18 protein-coding genes, 1 riboswitch and 1 other annotated feature are annotated in these 20,757 nt (G+C 41.5%); of the genes, 3 read left to right on the top strand and 15 right to left on the bottom strand.

What is annotated here, in order from left to right; translation table 11 throughout:
- Positions 1–61: 61 nt before the first annotated feature.
- The 12 genes from K358_RS0112605 to K358_RS0112550 all read right to left on the bottom strand — a co-directional run bounded on the left by K358_RS0112605 (position 62) and on the right by K358_RS0112550 (position 12,563).
- Complete coding sequence (locus K358_RS0112605; protein WP_027697161.1) at positions 62–1,576, bottom strand: DHA2 family efflux MFS transporter permease subunit; 1,515 nt, start codon at positions 1,574–1,576, stop codon at positions 62–64.
- 9 nt (positions 1,577–1,585) lie between these two features.
- Positions 1,586–2,662 carry an HlyD family secretion protein gene (locus tag K358_RS0112600; protein WP_027697160.1) on the bottom strand — a complete coding sequence of 359 codons (1,077 nt, stop codon included), beginning with the start codon at positions 2,660–2,662 and terminating at the stop codon, positions 1,586–1,588.
- Between the two features lie 20 nt (positions 2,663–2,682).
- On the bottom strand, positions 2,683–3,105 hold the full coding sequence (locus tag K358_RS0112595) for a MarR family winged helix-turn-helix transcriptional regulator (RefSeq protein WP_027697159.1): 423 nt from the start codon (positions 3,103–3,105) through the stop codon (positions 2,683–2,685).
- Between the two features lie 255 nt (positions 3,106–3,360).
- Positions 3,361–4,020 (bottom strand): bifunctional phosphoribosyl-AMP cyclohydrolase/phosphoribosyl-ATP diphosphatase HisIE, encoded by a 660-nt coding sequence (gene hisIE, locus K358_RS0112590; protein WP_027697158.1) that lies wholly within the window; start codon positions 4,018–4,020, stop codon positions 3,361–3,363.
- On the bottom strand, positions 4,017–4,790 hold the full coding sequence (gene hisF, locus K358_RS0112585) for an imidazole glycerol phosphate synthase subunit HisF (protein ID WP_027697157.1): 774 nt from the start codon (positions 4,788–4,790) through the stop codon (positions 4,017–4,019). The genes hisIE and hisF overlap by 4 nt, the downstream gene beginning before the upstream one ends.
- Positions 4,772–5,509: a 1-(5-phosphoribosyl)-5-[(5-phosphoribosylamino)methylideneamino]imidazole-4-carboxamide isomerase gene (hisA, locus tag K358_RS0112580; protein WP_027697156.1), complete on the bottom strand. Its 738-nt coding sequence runs from the start codon at positions 5,507–5,509 to the stop codon at positions 4,772–4,774. The genes hisF and hisA overlap by 19 nt, the downstream gene beginning before the upstream one ends.
- Before the next feature lie 14 nt (positions 5,510–5,523).
- Positions 5,524–6,165, bottom strand: a complete 642-nt coding sequence (hisH, locus tag K358_RS0112575; RefSeq protein ID WP_027697155.1) for an imidazole glycerol phosphate synthase subunit HisH — start codon at positions 6,163–6,165, stop codon at positions 5,524–5,526.
- Positions 6,165–7,238, bottom strand: a complete 1,074-nt coding sequence (hisB, locus tag K358_RS0112570; protein ID WP_027697154.1) for a bifunctional histidinol-phosphatase/imidazoleglycerol-phosphate dehydratase HisB — start codon at positions 7,236–7,238, stop codon at positions 6,165–6,167. The genes hisH and hisB overlap by 1 nt, the downstream gene beginning before the upstream one ends.
- 74 nt (positions 7,239–7,312) lie before the next feature.
- A complete protein-coding gene (gene hisC, locus K358_RS0112565) occupies positions 7,313–8,362 on the bottom strand; it encodes a histidinol-phosphate transaminase (RefSeq protein ID WP_027697153.1) in 1,050 nt (349 codons plus the stop codon).
- A gap of 12 nt (positions 8,363–8,374) precedes the next feature.
- Positions 8,375–9,682, bottom strand: coding sequence for a histidinol dehydrogenase (gene hisD / locus K358_RS0112560; protein ID WP_027697152.1), 1,308 nt, complete (start codon positions 9,680–9,682; stop codon positions 8,375–8,377).
- 5 nt (positions 9,683–9,687) lie between these two features.
- On the bottom strand, positions 9,688–10,584 hold the full coding sequence (hisG, locus tag K358_RS0112555) for an ATP phosphoribosyltransferase (protein ID WP_027697151.1): 897 nt from the start codon (positions 10,582–10,584) through the stop codon (positions 9,688–9,690).
- Between the two features lie 86 nt (positions 10,585–10,670).
- Positions 10,671–10,798: a sequence feature (His leader region), on the bottom strand.
- A gap of 181 nt (positions 10,799–10,979) precedes the next feature.
- Positions 10,980–12,563 (bottom strand): Na+/H+ antiporter NhaC family protein, encoded by a 1,584-nt coding sequence (locus K358_RS0112550; RefSeq protein ID WP_027697150.1) that lies wholly within the window; start codon positions 12,561–12,563, stop codon positions 10,980–10,982.
- Positions 12,564–12,681: 118 nt separating this feature from the next.
- Positions 12,682–12,916, bottom strand: a riboswitch (Lysine riboswitch).
- Positions 12,917–13,279: 363 nt separating this feature from the next.
- Here K358_RS0112550 and K358_RS0112545 point away from each other — a divergent pair.
- Entirely contained in the window at positions 13,280–13,696 is a 417-nt protein-coding gene (locus K358_RS0112545; protein ID WP_027697149.1) for an H-NS family histone-like protein, read from the top strand.
- A 172-nt stretch (positions 13,697–13,868) separates the two neighbouring features.
- Here K358_RS0112545 and K358_RS0112540 read toward each other — a convergent pair whose 3' ends face one another.
- The 3 genes from K358_RS0112540 to K358_RS0112530 form a co-directional block, all read right to left on the bottom strand.
- Positions 13,869–15,173 carry an inosine/guanosine kinase gene (locus K358_RS0112540; protein ID WP_027697148.1) on the bottom strand — a complete coding sequence of 435 codons (1,305 nt, stop codon included), beginning with the start codon at positions 15,171–15,173 and terminating at the stop codon, positions 13,869–13,871.
- Positions 15,174–15,340: 167 nt separating this feature from the next.
- The gene (locus K358_RS0112535) at positions 15,341–15,979 is read right to left on the bottom strand and encodes a DUF2057 family protein (protein WP_027697147.1); all 639 of its coding nucleotides are present in this window, start codon (positions 15,977–15,979) and stop codon (positions 15,341–15,343) included.
- Between the two features lie 74 nt (positions 15,980–16,053).
- Positions 16,054–17,121 carry a porin gene (locus K358_RS0112530; protein ID WP_027697146.1) on the bottom strand — a complete coding sequence of 356 codons (1,068 nt, stop codon included), beginning with the start codon at positions 17,119–17,121 and terminating at the stop codon, positions 16,054–16,056.
- Between the two features lie 764 nt (positions 17,122–17,885).
- Between K358_RS0112530 and dinG the strand changes: the two genes are divergently transcribed.
- Together dinG and K358_RS0112510 are read left to right on the top strand one after the other, a co-directional pair.
- Positions 17,886–19,967 carry an ATP-dependent DNA helicase DinG gene (gene dinG / locus K358_RS0112515; protein ID WP_027697145.1) on the top strand — a complete coding sequence of 694 codons (2,082 nt, stop codon included), beginning with the start codon at positions 17,886–17,888 and terminating at the stop codon, positions 19,965–19,967.
- Between the two features lie 15 nt (positions 19,968–19,982).
- Positions 19,983–20,753 carry a sulfite exporter TauE/SafE family protein gene (locus tag K358_RS0112510; RefSeq protein ID WP_027697144.1) on the top strand — a complete coding sequence of 257 codons (771 nt, stop codon included), beginning with the start codon at positions 19,983–19,985 and terminating at the stop codon, positions 20,751–20,753.
- Positions 20,754–20,757: the final 4 nt, after the last annotated feature.

Raw genomic sequence — 20,757 nt, 5'->3', positions numbered from 1 at the left:
AGAACAGCCCGAGTATGCTACGACGCATATTCGGGCTTTTTACTATCGAAGGCTATTTAACCTACCGGCTCTTCTTAAACAAGAAAACCATCGGTAGCATGATTAGACATACAAACATCATTAAGCGGTAATCTTGCAAATAACCTAAGATAGCGGCTTGTCGATTGACCTCGGCATCAATCGCATATAAACCAGCTTGGGTAGTAATATCATACATACCCTTTTCTGCTGCCATATGTAATGGGTGGCTGAATGGGGTAATGTATTGAGCAAACACTTCATGGTTATATTGAACTCGATGCGCCAAATAAGTGGTTACCGCAGATATCCCAATACTACTACCTATATTTCGGATCAAACTGTATAGCGCTGTCCCTTCGGTGCGATATTTCGGTGCTAGTGTTGAGAAGGTGGTAGTCGAAAGTGGAACGAACACTAAACCTAAACCTAACCCTTGAACGACACCAGTGCGGATAATGTCCCATGAGCTCACTTCAGCGGTAAATAACGTCATTTCCCATAAAGAGAAAATCATTAAAAATATCCCAATGACCATTAAGTAACGTAGATCGACTTTTCTCGCAAGTCGCCCAACGATCAGCATCCCTGTCATGGTGCCAAAGCCACGAGGCGTTAATAGGAACCCGACATCGAGTACCGGATAGCCCATCAAGCTTTGCATAAATGGTGGTAACAATGCCATGGTAGCCAGCAACACTACCCCCATCATGAAGCCAATTGTTATACCGACCACGAAGTTTCTATCGGCAAACATTTCAGGGTCGAGGAACGGTTTTTTTGCCGTAAACATATGTACGATAAACATATACAGCGCTAATGCCGCAATCGCGGATTCAATCACGATTTCCATACTGGAATACCAGTTTTGTGACTCACCTCGGTCAAGAAATAGCTGTAATGCTCCGATAGCAAAAGCGATAAGCGTGAAACCAAACAAATCAAACTTTCTATCGGCTTCAATCGCCGTTTCTTTTACATAGGCTGCAATACCAAACCAAGCTAGCGCACCAAATGGGATGTTAATGTAGAACACCCAGCGCCAGTTATAATACTCAGTTAACCAACCACCAAGCGATGGACCAAGGATCGGCCCCACCATCACCCCAACGCCCCATAAGGCCATTGCAGAACCATGTTGTTCTTTCGGGTAAGTATCTAGTAGTACTGACTGTGATAATGGTACTAAGCTCGCGCCAAAAATCCCTTGTAATAAACGGAATAAGATAATTTGGTCAAGTGATTGTGCCGCGCCACATAACGCCGATGCGATAGTAAAACCAATCACCGAGTAGATGAATAAACGCTTACGGCCAATGCGTGCAGCTACGAAACCGGTTAAAGGCATCGCGATGGCAGAGGCAACAATATAAGAGGTTAAGACCCACGAGATCTGATCTTGCGTTGCGCCCATTGAGCCTTGCATGTGCGGCAGTGCCACGTTGGCAATGGTAGTATCCAACGCTTGCATGATGGTTGCTAACATTACCGAAAAAGTGATCAGGAGCCTTTTCGCGCCCTCCTCTTTCTCATTAGCTTGTAATGTAACTTCGCTCATAACCTAGCCTTAAAATGACAAGTGACGGGTATGTTTAGTATCAACGGTCACAATGGCACTTAAACCGGCACGTAATGTTGGCATATTTTCTTTTTCTTCAATTGAAATACGAATCGGTAGTCGTTGCGTCACTTTGACCCAGTTACCGGTTGCGTTTTGTGCAGGGATCACGGAGTACTCAGAACCTGTTGCTGGGCTAATGCTGGTTACATGACCTTTCCATTGATGGCCTGGCGCATAATCAATTTCAATATCCACTTCTTGGCCGACTTTGATGTTAGTCATTTCTTTTTCAGTGAAGTTAGCTTCAATCCATAAGTTTTTATCCGCCACTAGCAACATCGTTGTGCTGTTCGAAGTAATGTATTGGCCATCTTCTAATACTTTAGAAACCACACCATCGTTTGGCGCATAAACATTAACGTGCTCTAAATCGTTTTTCGCTTGATCAAGTTCCGCTAACGCCAATTGATATTTAGGATGCAACTCGGTTGGGGCTTCTGGATCACCACCAAGACTTTCGGCAACTTGTTTTAGTGCTTTTTGTAAGGCGTTAATTTGTAGTTCAAACAATAAAGTTTTTTGTCTTGCTGAGTCATACTCGGCTTCAGAAGAATAGTTTTTCTGACGTAAATTATATTGGCGCTTTTCTTCTAGGCGCGCGTAATCTAACTGGCTTTGCGCCACATCGATATTGGCTAATTTACTTTGATATTCTGCTTTTAGGGTTTCTAATTCAGTACGTACATCAGCAAGATTGGCTTTAGCTCGATCAACGGCGTATTCATAAGGGGTAGGATCGATTTGTACTAGTAAGTCGCCTTTTTTAACATGTTGATTTTCTTCAACCGGCACATGAATCACACGGCCAGCCACTTCGGCATTAATGGGCGTTTTATCGGCTTTTACATACGCATTTTCCGTTTCCACATAGCGACCACCATGTAGGTAAAGCACAATACTGCCAGCAATTAAGATCAATGGAACAACAAATAAAAGCAAAAAGCGCTTAGACTTAAACTTTGATTTTTTAGGCGATGGTTGAGGGAGTTCCTCTTCCATTGTTTGAATGGGTTCGTTAGCCATATTATTACCTAAAGTGAATTTTAATTGTCTGATAAGTTTCGGTGGATGTGCTCTAGCGTGGCAATAAATTGCTCACGTTGCTGATCACTTAGCCCTGCCAATCCTAATTCCCATACTTTACTACCGACTTTGTCTACAACAGCAAGACGTGATTTAGCGGCCGGTAATAAATAAATCAAATGAGCTCGTCGATCAGAAGGGCTAGCACAACGCTTCACTAATCCCTCTGCAACGAGTTGGTCAATCACTCTTACGACTGTCATTGGTTTTATTTCCAATAACTCGGCTAACTCAACCTGTTTAATGCCTTCATTACGAGCAATGATGCTTAATGCTTTTGCTTGCGCCAAAGTAATGCAGCCTATCTCTGGATCATTCTGAAATTTTTTGCGAATCAGACGTGATACATCAGACAGTAGAGAGCCAACAGGTGTTTTAGCCATGAGAAACCTTCAATAAGAATCTTATAAGAATAGCTAGAAAGAGTGACACTTTGGTTATGGATAGAAAAAGTACAAAGTGTGAACACTCAAATATAGTAAGCCTTACTTACTATCTTGGCAATAAAATACTGCACAAATGTATAGTAAATTTATATCCGAATGATATATAAGGAAATTAATTTTAAAATCACCAGACACAAAAAAGGCCAGGTAAATACCTAGCCCTTCGTTTCAATTGTTTTTACGATGTACTCTTTATTGATGACGCTCTTTCAGCTTATTAATTACATCATCAAACGATAGACCTTGGTCTTGAAGCAGTACAAACAAGTGATACATCAAATCTGCCGATTCGCACACTAATTCCGCCTTGTCGCCCGACGTTGCCGCAAGCGCGACTTCAACGCCCTCTTCGCCCACTTTCTGCGATATGCGCTTCGTGCCACGAGCATAGAGACTTGCAGTGTAGGAGGATTCTGGATCGGCACTCTTGCGGGCAGCCAATAATTGCTCAAGTTGATGAAGCCACACCAGTTGGCTTTCTTCTTGTTTATCCCCATCGAAACACGTCGTCGTGCCAGTATGGCAAGTTGGGCCAATTGGGTTAACCTTAGCGAGCAAGGTATCGTTATCACAATCGAGCGCTAAGTTCACTAAACCTAGGCTGTTTCCTGATTCTTCTCCTTTTGTCCAAAGGCGCTGTTTGGTACGAGAATAGAAAGTCACTAAGCTGGTATCTGCGGTTTTTTGTAGCGCATCCGCATTCATGTAACCCATCATTAGTACCTGACTAGAAACGTAATCTTGCACGATTACCGGCACTAGCCCATCGACTTTATCCCAATCAATACGCTCACTTAATGCGATAATATCGGACGCTTGAAACGTTGATTGTGTTGTTAATGCTTCACTCATAAACGTATCTCCACGCCTTGTTGTTTTAAGTATTGTTTCAGTTCACCGATGTTGATCACTTGTTTGTGAAAAACCGACGCCGCTAACGCGCCATCAACATTGGTTTTTTGATAGGCTTCGGCAAAGTGCTCCATCGCACCCGCGCCACCAGAGGCAATCAAAGGTACCTGACACACTTCACGCACCATGTTCAATTGATCGATATCGTAGCCATTACGCACGCCATCCTGGTTCATCATGTTAAGTACGATTTCACCTGCGCCACGCTTTTGCACTTCTTGCACCCAATCACGGGTTTCCCACTTGGTGGCTTTAGTGCGCTCTTCATCACCGGTAAATTGGTATACTTGGTATTTGCCAGTTTCTTTGTCGTAGTAAGAATCAATGCCCACTACGATACATTGCACGCCAAATTTGTCTGCCAGTTGGGTGATCAATTCTGGGTTCGCGAGCGCTGGTGAGTTGATTGACACTTTATCCGCTCCAAATTCAAGAATGCGCGCGGCATCTTCAGCGGATTTAATACCACCAGCGACACAGAATGGAATATCAATCACTTCAGCGACGCGAGCCACCCAGCTTTTATCCACTACGCGGCCATCACTCGACGCGGTAATATCATAAAACACTAACTCATCTGCGCCTTCTTCGGCATAACGCTGCGCTAGCGGTACGATATCGCCAATAATTTCATGGTTACGGAATTGAACGCCTTTGACAACTTGGCCATCTCTAACATCAAGACATGGAATTATTCGCTTTGCCAACATGAGAATGCCTCCTCTGCGGTAAATTTACCATCTAGTAATGCACGACCAACGATCACGCCCGCAACACCTGTTCCTTTGAGCGCTGCGATATCATCTAGGCTACCAATGCCACCGGAAGATTGAAATTGCACTTGTGGGTACTGTTTACATAAGTCGATATACAGCTCAACGTTAGAACCCGCTAAAGTGCCATCACGAGAAATGTCGGTACACAGCACGTGTTTCAAGCCAACTGTAAGGTAATCATCAATAAGGGCTTCAATGGTCACGCCAGAGTCTTCTTGCCAGCCAGAAATCGCCACACGACGCACGCCTTGCTCATCAATATTGATATCTAATGCCAGGACAATTTTTTCTGCGCCGTATTTTTCCATCCAGCCTTTGACTAGCTCAGGTTGCTTAACTGCAGTCGAGCCAACCACAACACGCTGTGCGCCAGCTTCAAGCAAATCAATCACATCTTGCTCTGTGCGTACACCACCACCAATTTGAATATTCGCCGGCGTACCTGCAAGCAATTTAGCAATCAAGTCAAGTTGACGCGCTGACGTATCTTTTGCGCCAGTTAAATCCACCAAGTGCAGCCAATTCGCACCGGCTTGATGGTAGAGGTTAAATTGCTCGGCTGGATCGACTTTGTATTCGGTTTTTTGTCCATAGTCGCCTTGAAATAAACGTACGACTTGTCCATCAATTAAATCTAATGCAGGAATTATCATCCTATATTTCCCTTTTATACGTTTAGCTCAAGAAAGTTTTGAATCAGTTTTGCGCCCGCTTTCGAAGAACGCTCCGGGTGAAATTGCACACCGTAATAGTTGCCACTTTGTACTGCTGCGGTAAATGGCTTGCCATAGTCGCAACTTGCAATGGTGTACTCACCGACTTGCATGGCATAGCTGTGTACAAAGTAGAAATAGCTGTCGGCTGGAATATCTTTAAATAGCAGATGGCCATCTTGTGGCTGCACCGTATTCCATCCCATGTGAGGCAAAGGTAAATCACCGGTATCCATTAAGCGCACTTCACCATCACATAGGCCAAGGCAATTGACTTCCGATTTTCCTTGTTGACCTTTTTCTTCAGACAGTTTGCCGAGTAATTGCATCCCAAGACAAATGCCAAGTAACGGTTTCTCTACCTTTTTAACCAAGCTAATTAAATCACGCTCTTCTAGGTTTTTCATTGCCTCAGAAGCGGTGCCAACGCCCGGTAGAAATAATTTATCAGCGGCTAATACCACAGCTGGATCTTTAGAAATCGTAACCGCATAACCCAAACGTTCAATGGCAAATCTTACTGACGACACATTGGCGCAACCAGTATCGATAATCACCACTTTTTGAGCATCATTTGCGACAGGTGTTGACCCCATTACAGCACTCCTTTACTACTTGGCAGTTCGTTACCTTCCACTTTAATCGCTTGACGTAGCGTACGACCAAAGGCTTTAAACAAGCTTTCGATAATGTGGTGATCGTTGTCGCCAGTTGAAGATAAGTGCAGCGTACAAGCCAGCGTATCTGTCAATGAGCGGAAGAAGTGCACCACCATTTCCGTAGATAAATCACCCACTTGATCACGGCTGAATTTAGCATCAAATTTCAAATACGGACGACCCGATAAATCCAAACCACATTGCGCTAAACATTCATCCATTGGCAAGCTAAAGCCAAAGCGACCAATACCACGTTTATCACCAAGCGCTTCTTTTAATGCCTGGCCAAGGGCTAAAGCGGTATCTTCAATGGTGTGATGATCATCAATGTGTAAATCACCTTTAACGTCCACTTTCATTTGGAAACCGCCGTGTGTGGCGATTTGATCTAACATGTGATCAAAGAATCCCATACCGGTTGAGATTTGATTGCCGCCCTGCTCATCTAAATTAACAGCAATACGAATGTCCGTTTCTTTGGTAGTACGAACAACCGTAGATGTACGAGCATTAACGGTTAAGTCTTTTAAGATATCTAACCAATTCATGGTTTTAGGATTGTACTGAATTCCACGGATCGCCATATTCTCTGCAAGCTGCAAATCGGTTTCACGATCGCCGATCACTGCCGAAGTTTTGAAATCCACTTTGCCTTGCTGTAAGTAGTCTTTAACTAAGCCTAATTTCGGCTTACGGCAAGCGCAATTTTCATGATCAAAGTGCGGACAAATCAACACATCATCAAATTTCACACCTTGCGATGTAAAAATATCCATCATCATATTGTGTGGTGCATCGAAATCCGCTTGCGGGTAGCTATCGGTACCTAGACCATCTTGGTTGGTGACCATCACTAAACGATAGCCAGCATCTTGAAGTTTTAATAATACCGGAATGACATTAGGCTCAAATTTTAGCTTGTCTAAACGGTCGACTTGAAAATCTTCCGGTGGCTCAACAATTAAGGTGCCATCACGGTCGATAAAGAGAATTTTATTAGCTTGGCTCACATTGATTTCCTTTCTTAGAGCAGCCACCAATAGGTTTGATGGCTCAAATTATTCATATACTGTTCTTTAATAAGCTACGCAATGGCATTGATTTGATTACGGATAAAGCTTAAGGTTTTTTCACACTCATCACGATTGCCAATGCTAATTCGAACGCAATCTTTAATCGGTGAATTACGTAAAATAATGCCGTTATCCCACGCCGCTTTAAACACCGCATCGCCTTCTGGGAATTGAATCAACAAATAGTTGCCCCAGCCATCGAAAACGGTCACACCTTGCAGCATGGATAAACCCGCTTGCAAATAGGCACGGTTTGCCGATAAATCCAAGACTTGATATTTCATGCGCGCAAGCCCTGCTTCAGAGAGAGCCTGGCAAGCAATTTCAGCCACCGGAATCGGCACAGGATACGGAGCGATCACCTTCAATAGGACATTAATTAATTCTTCATTAGCCAAGGTAAAACCGCAACGTAACCCAGCAAGAGCAAAGGCTTTAGACATGGTTCGAAGAATGGCTAAATTAGGATACTGTTCCAGTAAATCGACTGTTGACGCTTCTGGGCAAAAATCGATATACGCTTCATCCATCACCACAATCGCTTTGTCTTGTGTCATCTCTAATAGAGCAACGATATCTTCACGCTTGATCAGATTGCCGGTTGGGTTATTTGGACTACACACAAATACCAACTTGACGTTATCTAACTGAGCTTGAATACCATCTAAATCAAGCTGCCAATCTTGAGTTAATGGGACGACTTTACGTTCAACGCCGATGGTTTCAGCACTGATCGCATACATACCATAAGTTGGTGGGCAATAAAGGATTGCATCTTGGTTCGGCTCACAAAAAGCGCGAATAAGTAACTCGATACCTTCATCGGCACCGCGAGAAGTTAATACCTGTTCAGCTCTCACTCCAGCATAGGTCGCGTAAGCTTCAATCAAGTCTTTTGGCTGACATTCACTATAGCGATTTAAGCGAGTAAAGTTGGTTTTGTATTCGTTATCAAATGGTGATTCATTGGCATTTAACCAAACATCACCACTGCCACCAATACGGCGAGCCGACAGATATGGTGTTAAAGCTTGAACTTGTTTACGGGCTAACTTTTCCATTATTCTACCTGCCTATTGCTGATTCAATTGTTCGTTACAAATACGGTCGATACGAATGGTGACTGCACGTTTGTGAGCATCAAGACCTTCCGCTTCTGCCATAGTGACCACAGTTTGTGCTAAGCCTTTCAAACCATCTTTAGATAACTCTTGCACCGTCATACGCTTTGAGAAATCAGCTAAACCTAAGCTTGAGTAGGTTTTGGTATAACCATAAGTAGGCAATACATGGTTAGTCCCCGAAGCATAATCCCCTACCGATTCAGGCGACCATTGGCCAAGGAAGATTGAGCCTGCGTTATCTAATAAAGGCAGTAATTCACGTGGATTCTTGGTTTGAACAATTAAGTGCTCTGGCCCATAGAAGTTTGAAATCGACACACATTGGGTCAAAGATTCCGTAATCACAATCAAACTTGAACCTAAAGCTTTTTCTGCAATATCACTGCGAGATAAAGACTTAAGCTGTTTTTGCACCGCTTCAGCGACTTGATCCGCAATCATAGGTGATGGCGTTAATAACACCACTTGCGAATCTGGTCCGTGTTCAGCTTGAGACAATAAATCTGCCGCCACAAAATCCGCATCCGCTGTTTCATCGGCAATCACTAACACTTCGGAAGGACCTGCTGGCATATCAATCGCCGCACCACGGAAGTCATTACTTACTTGACGTTTTGCTTCAGTCACAAAAGCGTTACCCGGCCCAAAGATTTTATCGACTTTAGATACTGTCTCTGTTCCGTAAGCCATTGCTGCAACAGCTTGTGCGCCACCGACATTATAAACTTCATCGATATTACACAGCTTCGCCACATACAAAATTTCATCAGCAATCGGCGGTGGTGAACACAACACCACTTTACGACAGCCCGCAATTTGTGCCGGAACGCCAAGCATTAATACCGTAGAAGGGAGTGGCGCGCTACCACCTGGAATATATAAACCCACTTTGTTGATTGCGCGAGTCACTAGTTCACACACTACGCCTGGTTGCGTTTCGACACTTAACGGTTGGGCTTTTTGCGCTTTGTGGAAAACCGAAATATTCTTGTGCGCCTGTTCTAGCGCTTGCTTCATTTCTTCAGATAAACGTGCTGCGGCTTGATCGATTTCTTGCTCTGACACACAAATCGAATCGGGTGTCGCTTTATCAAACTTGGCGGTTAATTCTTTGATTGCAGCATCACCATCTTGTTTCACTTGATTTAATACATCAGTGACGATTGAGGTGATGTTAGCACCATCGCTAATTGCTGGGCGCTCAAGTACTGCACTTTGTTGCTCTTCGCTTAATGATTGCCAAACGACGGTTTTCATATTGCTTACTCCATCATTTTTTCAATTGGTAGCACTAAGATCGAACTCGCACCAAGCTCTTTTAAGCCTTCCATGGTTTCCCAGAAAAGATTTTCGGTACTAACTAGGTGTACAGCAACACGATTTTTTTCTTGAGATAGAGGTAGAACGGTAGGATCTTCCGCGCCCGGTAATAGTTGCTTGATTTGTTCTAACTTATCAGATGGGGCGTGCAGCATGATGTATTTTGATTCTTTCGCTTGAATAACACCTTGCATACGAGTGAGCAGTTTTTCAATCAAACCATCTTGCTCAGCAGAAAATTCACCAGTGCGTTGAATTAATGTCGCTTTAGAGCGGAAAATTACTTCAGCTTCTTTTAATCCATTGGCTTCTAAAGTAGCACCGGTTGAGACTAAATCCGCAATGGCATCGGCAAGCCCGGCACGAGGCGCAACCTCAACTGAACCGGTTAACATACAAGTGCTAAAGTTAATGCCTTGCTCATCCATGTAGCTTTTTAATAGATGTGGGTAAGTTGTCGCGATACGTTTACCCGCTAGATCTTGTGGGCCGTTGTAAGTTTCATCTTTATTAATAGCGATAGATAAACGACAACCACCGAAGTCTAGGCGACGCAAGGCTTTGAATTCACATGGTGAACCTTCTGCTTTACGATCTAGGCGAACTTCTTCTAGTTCATTCTCACCAATAAAACCAAGGTCAACCACCCCATCCATAATCAAGCCAGGAATGTCATCATCACGAACGAGCAATAAATCGATTGGCATATTTTCACTGTGTACTACCAGCCTTTCACCAGCAATATTAAATTTAACGCCACACTTTTTAAGTAGATCTTGGCATTCTTTGCTCAAGCGGCCTTTCTTTTGAATCGCAATTCTTAATCGTGAATTTGTCATATTTCTATCCCTGTATTTTGAATTTAATAGTCATAGTTGGTTTATTTAGCACATCCAACAATGATTGATTTTTAAAGTGTCCCTAAATGAAAAAACCCTCGGAGAGAAAACTCTTCCGAGGGTTTGAATCTTTTTACTGATTCACGTCCGGAAGAGATATCTTCCGGATGCACACTCTCACCCGCAAGATATAACAGGATGATGGTGATGATGAATGTTAGTATTCAATGTGCGCATATATTTGTTTGCTCAATCAGTTTCAATCACTTCACACTACCCAAGCTCTAATGTTTTTTCAAGCCTTTATTTGAATTATTTTCACCTAAAAAGTTTTATAGAAAAAAGGCTAAGTTATTCACTAACTCAGCCTTTGGTATCACAATCAAAATAAGAAATTAAGCTGCGGCTTTTTTCATTTTTGATTTTGAAATAACAGACATCACGATACAGCAAGCTACAAACGTCACACTTGCAGCACTCAAGCCCACCAGCGAAGAATCGGTCACCCCTAAAACAATGAAGCCAACAGATGAAACTATCGCTGTTGCCAATGCATAAGGTAACTGAGTAGATACGTGGTCGATATGGTTACAACGCGCCCCTGTCGAGGACAAAATCGTGGTATCTGAAATTGGAGAACAGTGGTCACCAAATACAGAGCCAGCAAGTACTGCACTCAACATAGGTAGCATAAGCGCTAAATCCGTTGCACCGGCTAAATCACCTGCAATTGGTAACATAATCCCGAATGTGCCCCATGACGTTCCGGTTGAAAATGCCATTAGACCTGAAAGCAAGAACAACAATACTGGTAGCCAATGTACACCAATATTTCCTTCTACTAGAGTCGATAAGTAAGCACCTGTGCCCATATCTTTAATGACTGCGCCAATTGTCCATGCAAAGGCTAAGATCAAAATCGCACCGAACATTGATTTTGCACCAATCCATAACGTCATTAACACGTCTCTTGCTGGCATTTTTTGCTTTAATACGGTTCCAACCGCACAGATTAAACCAACTAATGCACCATAGAATAAAGACTGGCCAACATTGGTATTTTCAAACGCTTTTAATAAGCTAAATGCCTGACCATCAGAACTTAATACATCCGCACCAGAGCTGATCATGAAATACACGGTCGCAATAATTAAAGCAACGATAGGAAGAATCAAGTTAGAAACCGTGCCCTCTTTGCTTTCTTTAATTTCAGATTCTTCCGTTAAATCTGGTGCATTTTCATCGCGATCATCAGTTTTACCTTGACCCGCTGCAATCTCATGCTTACGCATAGGACCAACATTAAGATCAAACCAGATCATGGCAAATACCATTAATAAAGCAAAAATCGCATAGTAGTTCATCGGAACTAAACGCATATATGCGCCTAGAGCAGAATACTCTGTAATGCCATGTGAAATTAAAATGCCGCTTACTACTGTCATGATATAAGCCCCCCAGCTAGAAGCAGGCATAAGGACACACATAGGTGCAGCAGTTGAGTCTAGAATATAAGCTAATTTAGAACGAGAAACTTGAAAGCGATCGGTCACAGGGCGAGAAATAGCACCTACCGCTAAGCTATTAAAGTAATCATCAATAAAGATAAATACCCCTAGCCAAGCCGCAAGAAGTTGTGCCCCTCTTTTGCTTTTAATACGCTTTTGGGCCCACTCAGCAAAAGCATAGGTACCACCTGATAGCGTTAACAAAGCTGTCATCATGCCAAGAAGAACGAGGAAAAGTAGGATAAAAAGGCTGTCCCAGTTCAATCCGCCATCACTAACAAACACACCCACTACAGTCGAGCTGGTATAGCTTAATGCGCCTAATAATGAAAAATCAGCCAACAAAAATGCACCCAGTAAAATACCAAAACCAAGTGATAAAAGAACACGTCGGGTCAGAATGGCCATCGTCAAAGCGATTGCTGGAGGCAGCAACGATGCCGCGGAAGAAGTAAAATCGATTAAATTCATGATCAAAAAAACCAAAATTGGTTAGAGATCTACTGCAGAAGGGATATTGTTGAAGAGTATAGTCGTAAACAATAAATCATCTTGTTGATAAACGTTGAAAGCCAAATCACTTTCATGTGTCTACAGTAGCGCTCCATAGTAAAAAAACACAGCATGTAATCTTTAAGACTAGCACTCTGCAAACTATGGCAGTGTTACACCTATTAAATGCAACCCCAGCAAGTGGCTCTGATATGCCTAACTAATCAAAACGCACTGATTAGCTCTTACTTCGGCAACATTTCCTTTCGTACGCTCTCACAGGCATCACCCTAAAACGTAGTACTAATAAATATTGCGCCTCTACATCAGACTAAAACATTCGCCTTACAAACAGCCATTTATCAGGACATTTACAAAGGGTTCTAGCAAGATTCGGCTCATTGTAATGATCAAAAAGCAAATGGCAAGACAAAAGTCGAACATTTCCATTTAGCCCAAAAAACAACCAGCACACTTAATTATAAACCTTAGGTAATAAGTTTGGATCAACACCTAAATAACAACATTATTTGTAACAGTATAAATATTAAATCAGCCTAAAATTTCTTTATTTAAACAAATATATTTTTTGACTAAAAAAGATAAGCTATATAAAATTAGTTTAACTTTATCTAACAAAGATATTTATTTTAGATAAAACTTAATTCAGCAATTCTACTGTATAGGATCCACATATGTCAGAAATCAAAAAATCAGCACTATTAAATATTCGTAGCCTTCGCGCTTTTACTCGTGACGAATTTACCCTAGCGGAAGTAGAAGAGTTACTAGAAAAACTGACTACTGTTGTAGCAGAAAGAAAAGAAGTAGAAGAAAAAGAATTAGCTGAACAAGCGGAGCGCGAAGCTAAATTAGCAGAATACGCTAAAATGATCGCTAAAGACGGAATTGATTTAGAAGACCTTATCTCTGCAATGAGCGGTGGTGAATCAAAATCTAAATCTCGTAAGAAGCGTCAACCTCGCCCTGCAAAATATGAATACACTTTAAATGGTGAGCGTAAGACTTGGACTGGCCAAGGCCGTACGCCTTCTGCCATTCAAGAAGCTCTTGATGCAGGCAAATCAATTGATGATTTCCTAATCAAATAATAACCACATCCTTATTGGATTATTAATAAAAAAAGGGAGTAATTAGCTCCCTTTTTTTATTTCTAACAACAAGTTACTGTAAATAGCGGATCCAATAAGTAAGAATAATTAAACCCACCTATTTATTTTTATCCGTTCCTTTGAGCGAATAAAACCACTTAACTAAATAAGCTTATCTTTCCCAGTATGCTTCTTCCAAGCTGTCTTCTTTCTCAGGTAAGCCACGAGATAAACGCGGAGAATGCTGCGCTAATACTTCATAGCTCACACGGTTAGCATATTTACATACTTGAGAGAAAGATGAATAGGTCAAAAATGGATATTCATGCTTACTTGAGTTAGGGATATTTTCTTTATGGTATTTATTGGCCGCCATATCATGCAATATTGCAGATAATGCTGCATCACCTGCCCCATTAGTATTCTTAATTTTCTCTGGCCCACCCATATAAGGGGCAATATGAGAGTACACTTTAATCGGATCTTTACATTGAGAACGAACTGTTGGACGGCTAAATTCATACTGATTAAATTCAGCAATCGAACCAGGTAATAAAGGCAAACTTGTTGGGCGCTTTGCTTCTTCTTCGGTATAGCCAGCCATATATAAACCTACCGGGCCGGCGGTACATAATACTAGATCTACCCAATCCAACGCTTTATCTGAAGCTAATAAAGGATCATGTTCTCCTGTCAAAGCTTCTGCTTCTTCTTCATTCATCGCTAAAACAGAAACATGCTGCTTAACAAAATCACGCCAGTATTCAGGATCATCTTGAACCACATATTTGGTTCCTAGCGTAAGAACCACTGGAACGTCATATTTTTTCGCGTACTCAATCGCTTTCATTGTTGCATCAGGCATAGGATCACCCGGCTTACAACGAACCAAATAAGCGGTTAACACTAAGGCTGAAGCATTTTCAAAAATATGTTCTGGAATACTAGTCGGTAATAACTGGTTCATTTTCCCTTCATTAATTGCGAAGGTACGTTCACCATTATCACTAATTAATGCAAAACAACGACCAATTGGGCCTTCAACGCCTTGTAGATAATTTAAATCCATGCGGCTAGAAGTGTTACAAAGGTAGCGATATCCATAACTGCCAATTTTAATACTATTACTCATCACACCTAATAAGGTAGATTTATCATCGGCTAGTACGGAGTAATTATGTAATGTATTCCCTATTGTTCCACCGGCAAACTCATCGGTAACCAGGTCATATTCCTTTAACTCGTTATATAGTGCTTCTGCTTTTTCATCATCAATAACTAACGAGTGCCCTTTACTCAATTGATATTTTTCAATGAACTCATCACTGACTTTCGCCTCTATATCAACCAACGTTTGGTCAATACCGATAATGTGAGTACGAGACATTCGCTTGCTTTCTTGCGCTTGACTGACAAGCGGATCACGTGCATCGACAGGAAAATAGTGTTTAGATTTACGTTGGCCGGGGAATTTCATAGAGATTATGTAGGTTATGAACAGGGAATTGAATTGTAGCCATCAAATTAGATTGCAGCAATATGACACCGAATAGCAACCGTTTGCCCGGAAAATAAAGTGTTACATTGAACTTTAAATGAAAAAAACGACACTCTGGCCGCTTCTTTCACTATCTATTTTGCTCATTATTTTTGGTCGATTAACCAAACTTGAAAATCTTTTCTTTCTTGCGCATTAGCTTTCAAATACCAAGCTTTCAACTGAGCGACATTTTCACCATCGGGTTTAACTTGCGTATTCACAGGTAGACTCTTGGCTGCAACAGCGCCTGTCGTAATCGCAGCAACACCACCGCGCATGTTGTAATCCATCACATCTTCAATAAAGTTGCGTCCGAGCTGTACTCCTGTCGTTGATAGTGGGTCTTTTTTTATATCAGCCGCTTTATCCTGACTATCGACTAAAGACCATTCAAAATCATTAATTTCATTTCGAGCCTGATTTAAATCTCGATACTCTGGCAACACAAATTTTAATTCATCATCTTGAGCAGAAAACTTCGCAACAATAACATCACTATAAACTCGACGTAATGTATCATTTTCCATCACACCGGGTTGAAACTTGAATACGATCTGGTTTTCACCATCAGGTAAAACTAAAGTATCAGAACCAAACAAACCGCCCTTTTCAATCTCAGGTTTGAGGGAGTTCACAACCAATAAGTTAATGCTATCTGGGATTGGAATTTTAACTTCAGCATGAACCAATTGACTGGCTAATAATGCAATACAGCCTACTGCGGAAATAAACTTCTTACTCATATACATCCCTTATTTAAAAATAAAAAAGCCCGGTAGAAACCGAGCTTTGATATTAACATAACTTTAAACTTTGATTACCAGTAGAAACGAGCACCGATACCAAAGTTGGTTTCACTATCAACCTCAGTAGGACCAACCACTACATCAGTTTGGTTATTCGTGAAGCCTAGAGTCGTACCATCAGAATAGCCTACTTCTGTAAATACACGTGCCCAGCTAGAGAATTTATATTCAAGGCCAAGGTAAGCGTTGTTACCGTGATCACTAGCATCTGAATCGTCATCTTTTTGATGAACGTATTCATACCCAGCATATAATGAAGTTTTCTCAACAAATGTCCAATATGTTCCTAACGAAAGAGCATTCTGATCAATTTTCGAGTCATTGTCAGTATTTTCTAGTTGAGAACCATAATAAGTACCACTCACTTGTAAATTATCAAGCAAGTTATATACAAGTGTTGCTTCATAATAAGTGTTGCTAAGGTCACCGCCAACATCAAAACTATTATCGTTAACATCTGTTACAGTAGTCATAAACTCATGAACACGGTTATAACCACCACCTACGTGGAATGACAAGTCGCCATAAGTTGCACCAACAAATGCTTCAAATAAATCTTGATGATTAGAACTATCATTTAAACCATAAGTTGCTTTAACCCACCAGTTATCAAGATCTAGAGAGTATTTAATTTGTGATTCAGATAATGCACCATTTAATTGGTCATAAAGATTAGCCGTTCCACCAAAGAAGTAAGAATAGTCTGTACCACCTAAATCATCGGATGTAGTCCAATCACGACCAAACTGCACAGTACCATAATCTGTAGCAAAACCGATCAAGTGGCGACGAACTTCTACGTCATTTCCATCTTCATCATCTTGTGCAGGGACACCGACTTCAACAAGACCTAAAACGTCAAAACCTTCCATTACATTATATTTAGCATCAACACCAATACGAGAAGAACCCGTTGATAGATCTGCGTTGTAATCATCTGCATCAGCAAATTTCATTTCGGTACGCAGTTGCCCGTAAAAATCTACTGACCCACCGTCGTTGCTATAAACTTCAGCCGCACTTGCTGCGCCTGTGAATGCTGCTGCTGATACTGCAAGAGCTAAAAGCGATTTTTTCATAATAATCCACTGCCTTTTATTAATTTGAAATTCCCTTTGGGATTCCTTTCTTTTTTTGTTTTATCGCTCGTTAACATTTCGTCAACAAGCGCTACATCTGATTCGCACCCAAAGATTGCAATAAGTTCCCCAAAAGTGTCAAATTTAATAAAAAAAAGTAAATCACAACCCACAAAAGATAAAATACCATTATAAACAGTCAGTTAAAAAAAATAACCAACTCTAATCTTTAAACTTAACCTCAGTTTAAAGATTTTCATAAGTACAACAAAAGATAAAAAGCCAGTCATATAACCTAAAAAAATATAAATAAAACCAATAAATAGCCCAATAAAAAGCCACATCTCAGAATAAAACTCCATACCGAACACAAATCATGCTCCCCATAGTAAGCGATACGTTTTATGCATCAATATGTGATTCCGATCTTATTTTTCATGACAGCACAGTGACTAAGTGGTGTGTTTTCGACCTGTAAGACATTGAGGAAACCTATCTTTACGGTGAAATTAGTGACTCACTTAATAGACCAAAGTCACATTTCCCTACCTATACCAGAGTAATTAGAGTTGTAGTTAGGCAACCAGTGAATGAAGCCCCAATCGCATAGCTTGCCTATGAGATTGGGGTGAATAAGCGCCGACAACAAAGCTGCAGCTTCAAGTACGATGGTATATCTCTTTATATTTAAATAGCCACACTCGGCAGGTTACTTAAGCAAACCACTGTGATAATATCCAGTTGTTCAATTAAGAGACTCAAGCATGCTATCTGCCAATATTCAAAAAGCCATCAAACACAGTTATCAAAATCTTTCTCATCAATTAGATGGCTTTATTCCTCGCCGAGCTCAAAACTACCTAGTTGCAGAAATTGCTAAAACACTGGCAGGTACCTACCATCAATCCAATCGTATTATTGTGGCGGAAGCAGGCACCGGCATTGGTAAATCATTGGCTTACTTAATGGCATCGGTACCTTTCGCTCAGTTTGGTGAGAAGAAAATCATCATTTCTACCGCAACGGTTGCACTACAAGAACAGTTAATTAATAAAGATATGCCGCTTTATCGACGCTTAGTCGATACTCCTTTCACTTTTCTATTGGCTAAAGGACGTCAGCGCTACTGCTGTGCTGAAAAGTTAATGTTGGCTTCTGGTGGGCAACAAGATAGTCAGCAAATGGCTATGTTTGAAAGCAAACCTAAGCAGCAAGATATAAAGCAGCTGCAAGATTTATATGAAGCTTTCTCGACTCAAAAATGGGATGGTGATAGGGATAGCTGGCCAGAGACTATTAACGACGATATTTGGAAAATTATCGTTAGTGATAAGCACAGTTGCAATAATTCGATGCCTTCACATCGTGATTGCCCTTTCCAGAAAGCAAGAGCCGATCTTGATAAAGCCGATATTATTATTGCCAACCACAGCTTAGTGATGGCCGATGCCGATCTTGGTGGCGGCGTGATCTTGCCTGAGCCCGAGCAAAGTATTTATATTTTTGATGAAGCACACCATCTACCGAACGTGGCTCGTGAACATGCTTCCGCCGCTGCAAGCTTAAAAGGTGCCGCTGGTTGGTTAGAGAGCCTCAATAAAGCCGTAGTAAAAATAGCGAATTTGACTGATGCTAAGCGTAGCGCTCGATTTAGAAATGAATTACAAGATGCTATTCAGCAACTGATCCCAGCTCTTACTCAATTAAGCACGCGGTTTAATACCAATGAATTTAAAGAGCGTACATATCGCTTTGAGCACGGAGAATTACCTGCTTGGTTAGAAGAAGAATCTAAAAGCCTAAAAATACTGAGCAAGAAAGCACATCAAGCTATGAATAAAATCGCCGACTTGATTTCAGAACGAGTTAAAGATGGGGAATTATCTTCACGCCTCGCTGAACCGGCACTCGCGGAGTCTGGCTTTTATCTACAACGCTTGGAGAATTTGGCTAAAGTGTGGCATTTAATGGCAGAGCCAAATCATGACAAAGGCGCACCACTTGCCCGTTGGATAGAAGTGAGCCCAGAACGGGAAGATGACTTTATTATTAGTGTGTCGCCTCTAGAGGTTGGCTGGCAACTCGATCGTCAATTATGGAGTCGTTGCGCTGGTGCGGTGCTCGTATCGGCAACCATGAGAGCATTAAACTCATTTCAGTATTTTGCTATCCAGGCCGGCGTTAGCCAAAAAGCCGAAGACGCTACCCAGTTTCTGGCATTAGCATCACCTTTTGATTACCAAAATAATGCTGAGTTACTCATCCCTAATGTAAAATTTGAACCGCAGCACCCTGATTTCACTAAGCACTTGTGTGAGATTCTGCCTGGTTATATTGAAGAAAAGAAAGCGAATTTAATTTTATTTTCTTCCTACTGGCAAATGAATCAAGTGGCAGAAAAACTTGAATCTATCGCATTAAGAGAAAAGTGGAACCTGCAAATTCAAGGCAAGCGTTCACGCACTGAAATACTCAATAAACATAAAGCGTATTGCCAATTTGGCCAAACCAGCGTGATTTTTGGCACGGGGAGTTTTTCGGAAGGACTTGATCTACCGAGTAAGTTGCTTGAAAACTTGATCATTACCAAAATTCCATTTGGTGTTCCGAACTCTCCTGTCGAAGAAGCGCACTCTGAATATATTGTACAAAAAGGTGGAAATCCGTTTTTACAAATTTCCGTTCCCGAAGCAAGTAAAAAACTGATTCAATCTGTGGGACGTTTACTGCGAAAAGAGCAAGATTCTGGTAGAGTCGTGATCCTAGATCGCCGCATCGTCACCAAACGCTACGGTAAATCATTACTCGATGCCCTGCCGCCTTTTAAGCGGAACATAGAATACTAACTAAGAAGATCATTTATGGAAATGTTAGACCCAACGATGCTTATCATTCTGGGCCTTGTTGCTTTTGCTGCTGGTTTTATCGATGCAGTTGCTGGCGGTGGCGGTATGCTGACTGTACCAGCCCTACTTTCCATTGGTCTCCCTCCTCATTTGGCGCTTGGTACAAATAAACTATCCGCAACTTTTGCCTCTTCAACGGCAGCTTTTACTTATTATAAGAAACGATTGTTCACTCCTGAGTTTTGGTATCGCTCCTTTATTGCCACCTTAATTGGCGCAATTAGCGGTACGCTTGTGATCAATGTTATTAGTACCGGTTGGTTAGAAAAATTATTGCCATTAATTATTCTCGCGACGGCGGTTTATACTATTTTTCATAAACCGCCAAAAGAAAATCACAGCGATATGCCTGAGTTTGACGCTAAGACGCATAGGAAACAAATTATTCAAGGATTAACCCTTGGTTTTTATGACGGTGCAATTGGTCCCGGTACTGGCGCATTTTGGACAGTCACTAATATGGCCTTATATCGAATGAATATCTTACTTTCATCTGGTGTCGCCAAAGCCATGAACTTCACCAGCAATTTTACTTCCCTAGTGACCTTTGCCATATTAGGTCACATTAATTGGGCATTAGGTTTAACCATGGGGCTATGCTTAATGGCAGGAGCTTATGTTGGCGCACATTCAGCGATTCGTTTTGGCGCGGCATTTATTCGTCCAGTCTTTGTGACTGTGGTAAGCGTCATGGCAATAAAACTGGCTTATGAAGCCTGGTTTTAATTGA

Origin of the sequence: Vibrio litoralis DSM 17657 (genome assembly GCF_000426765.1) — a bacterium.
GTDB lineage: Bacteria > Pseudomonadota > Gammaproteobacteria > Enterobacterales > Vibrionaceae > Vibrio > Vibrio litoralis.
This window is presented reverse-complemented; position numbering and strand designations above follow the sequence as displayed.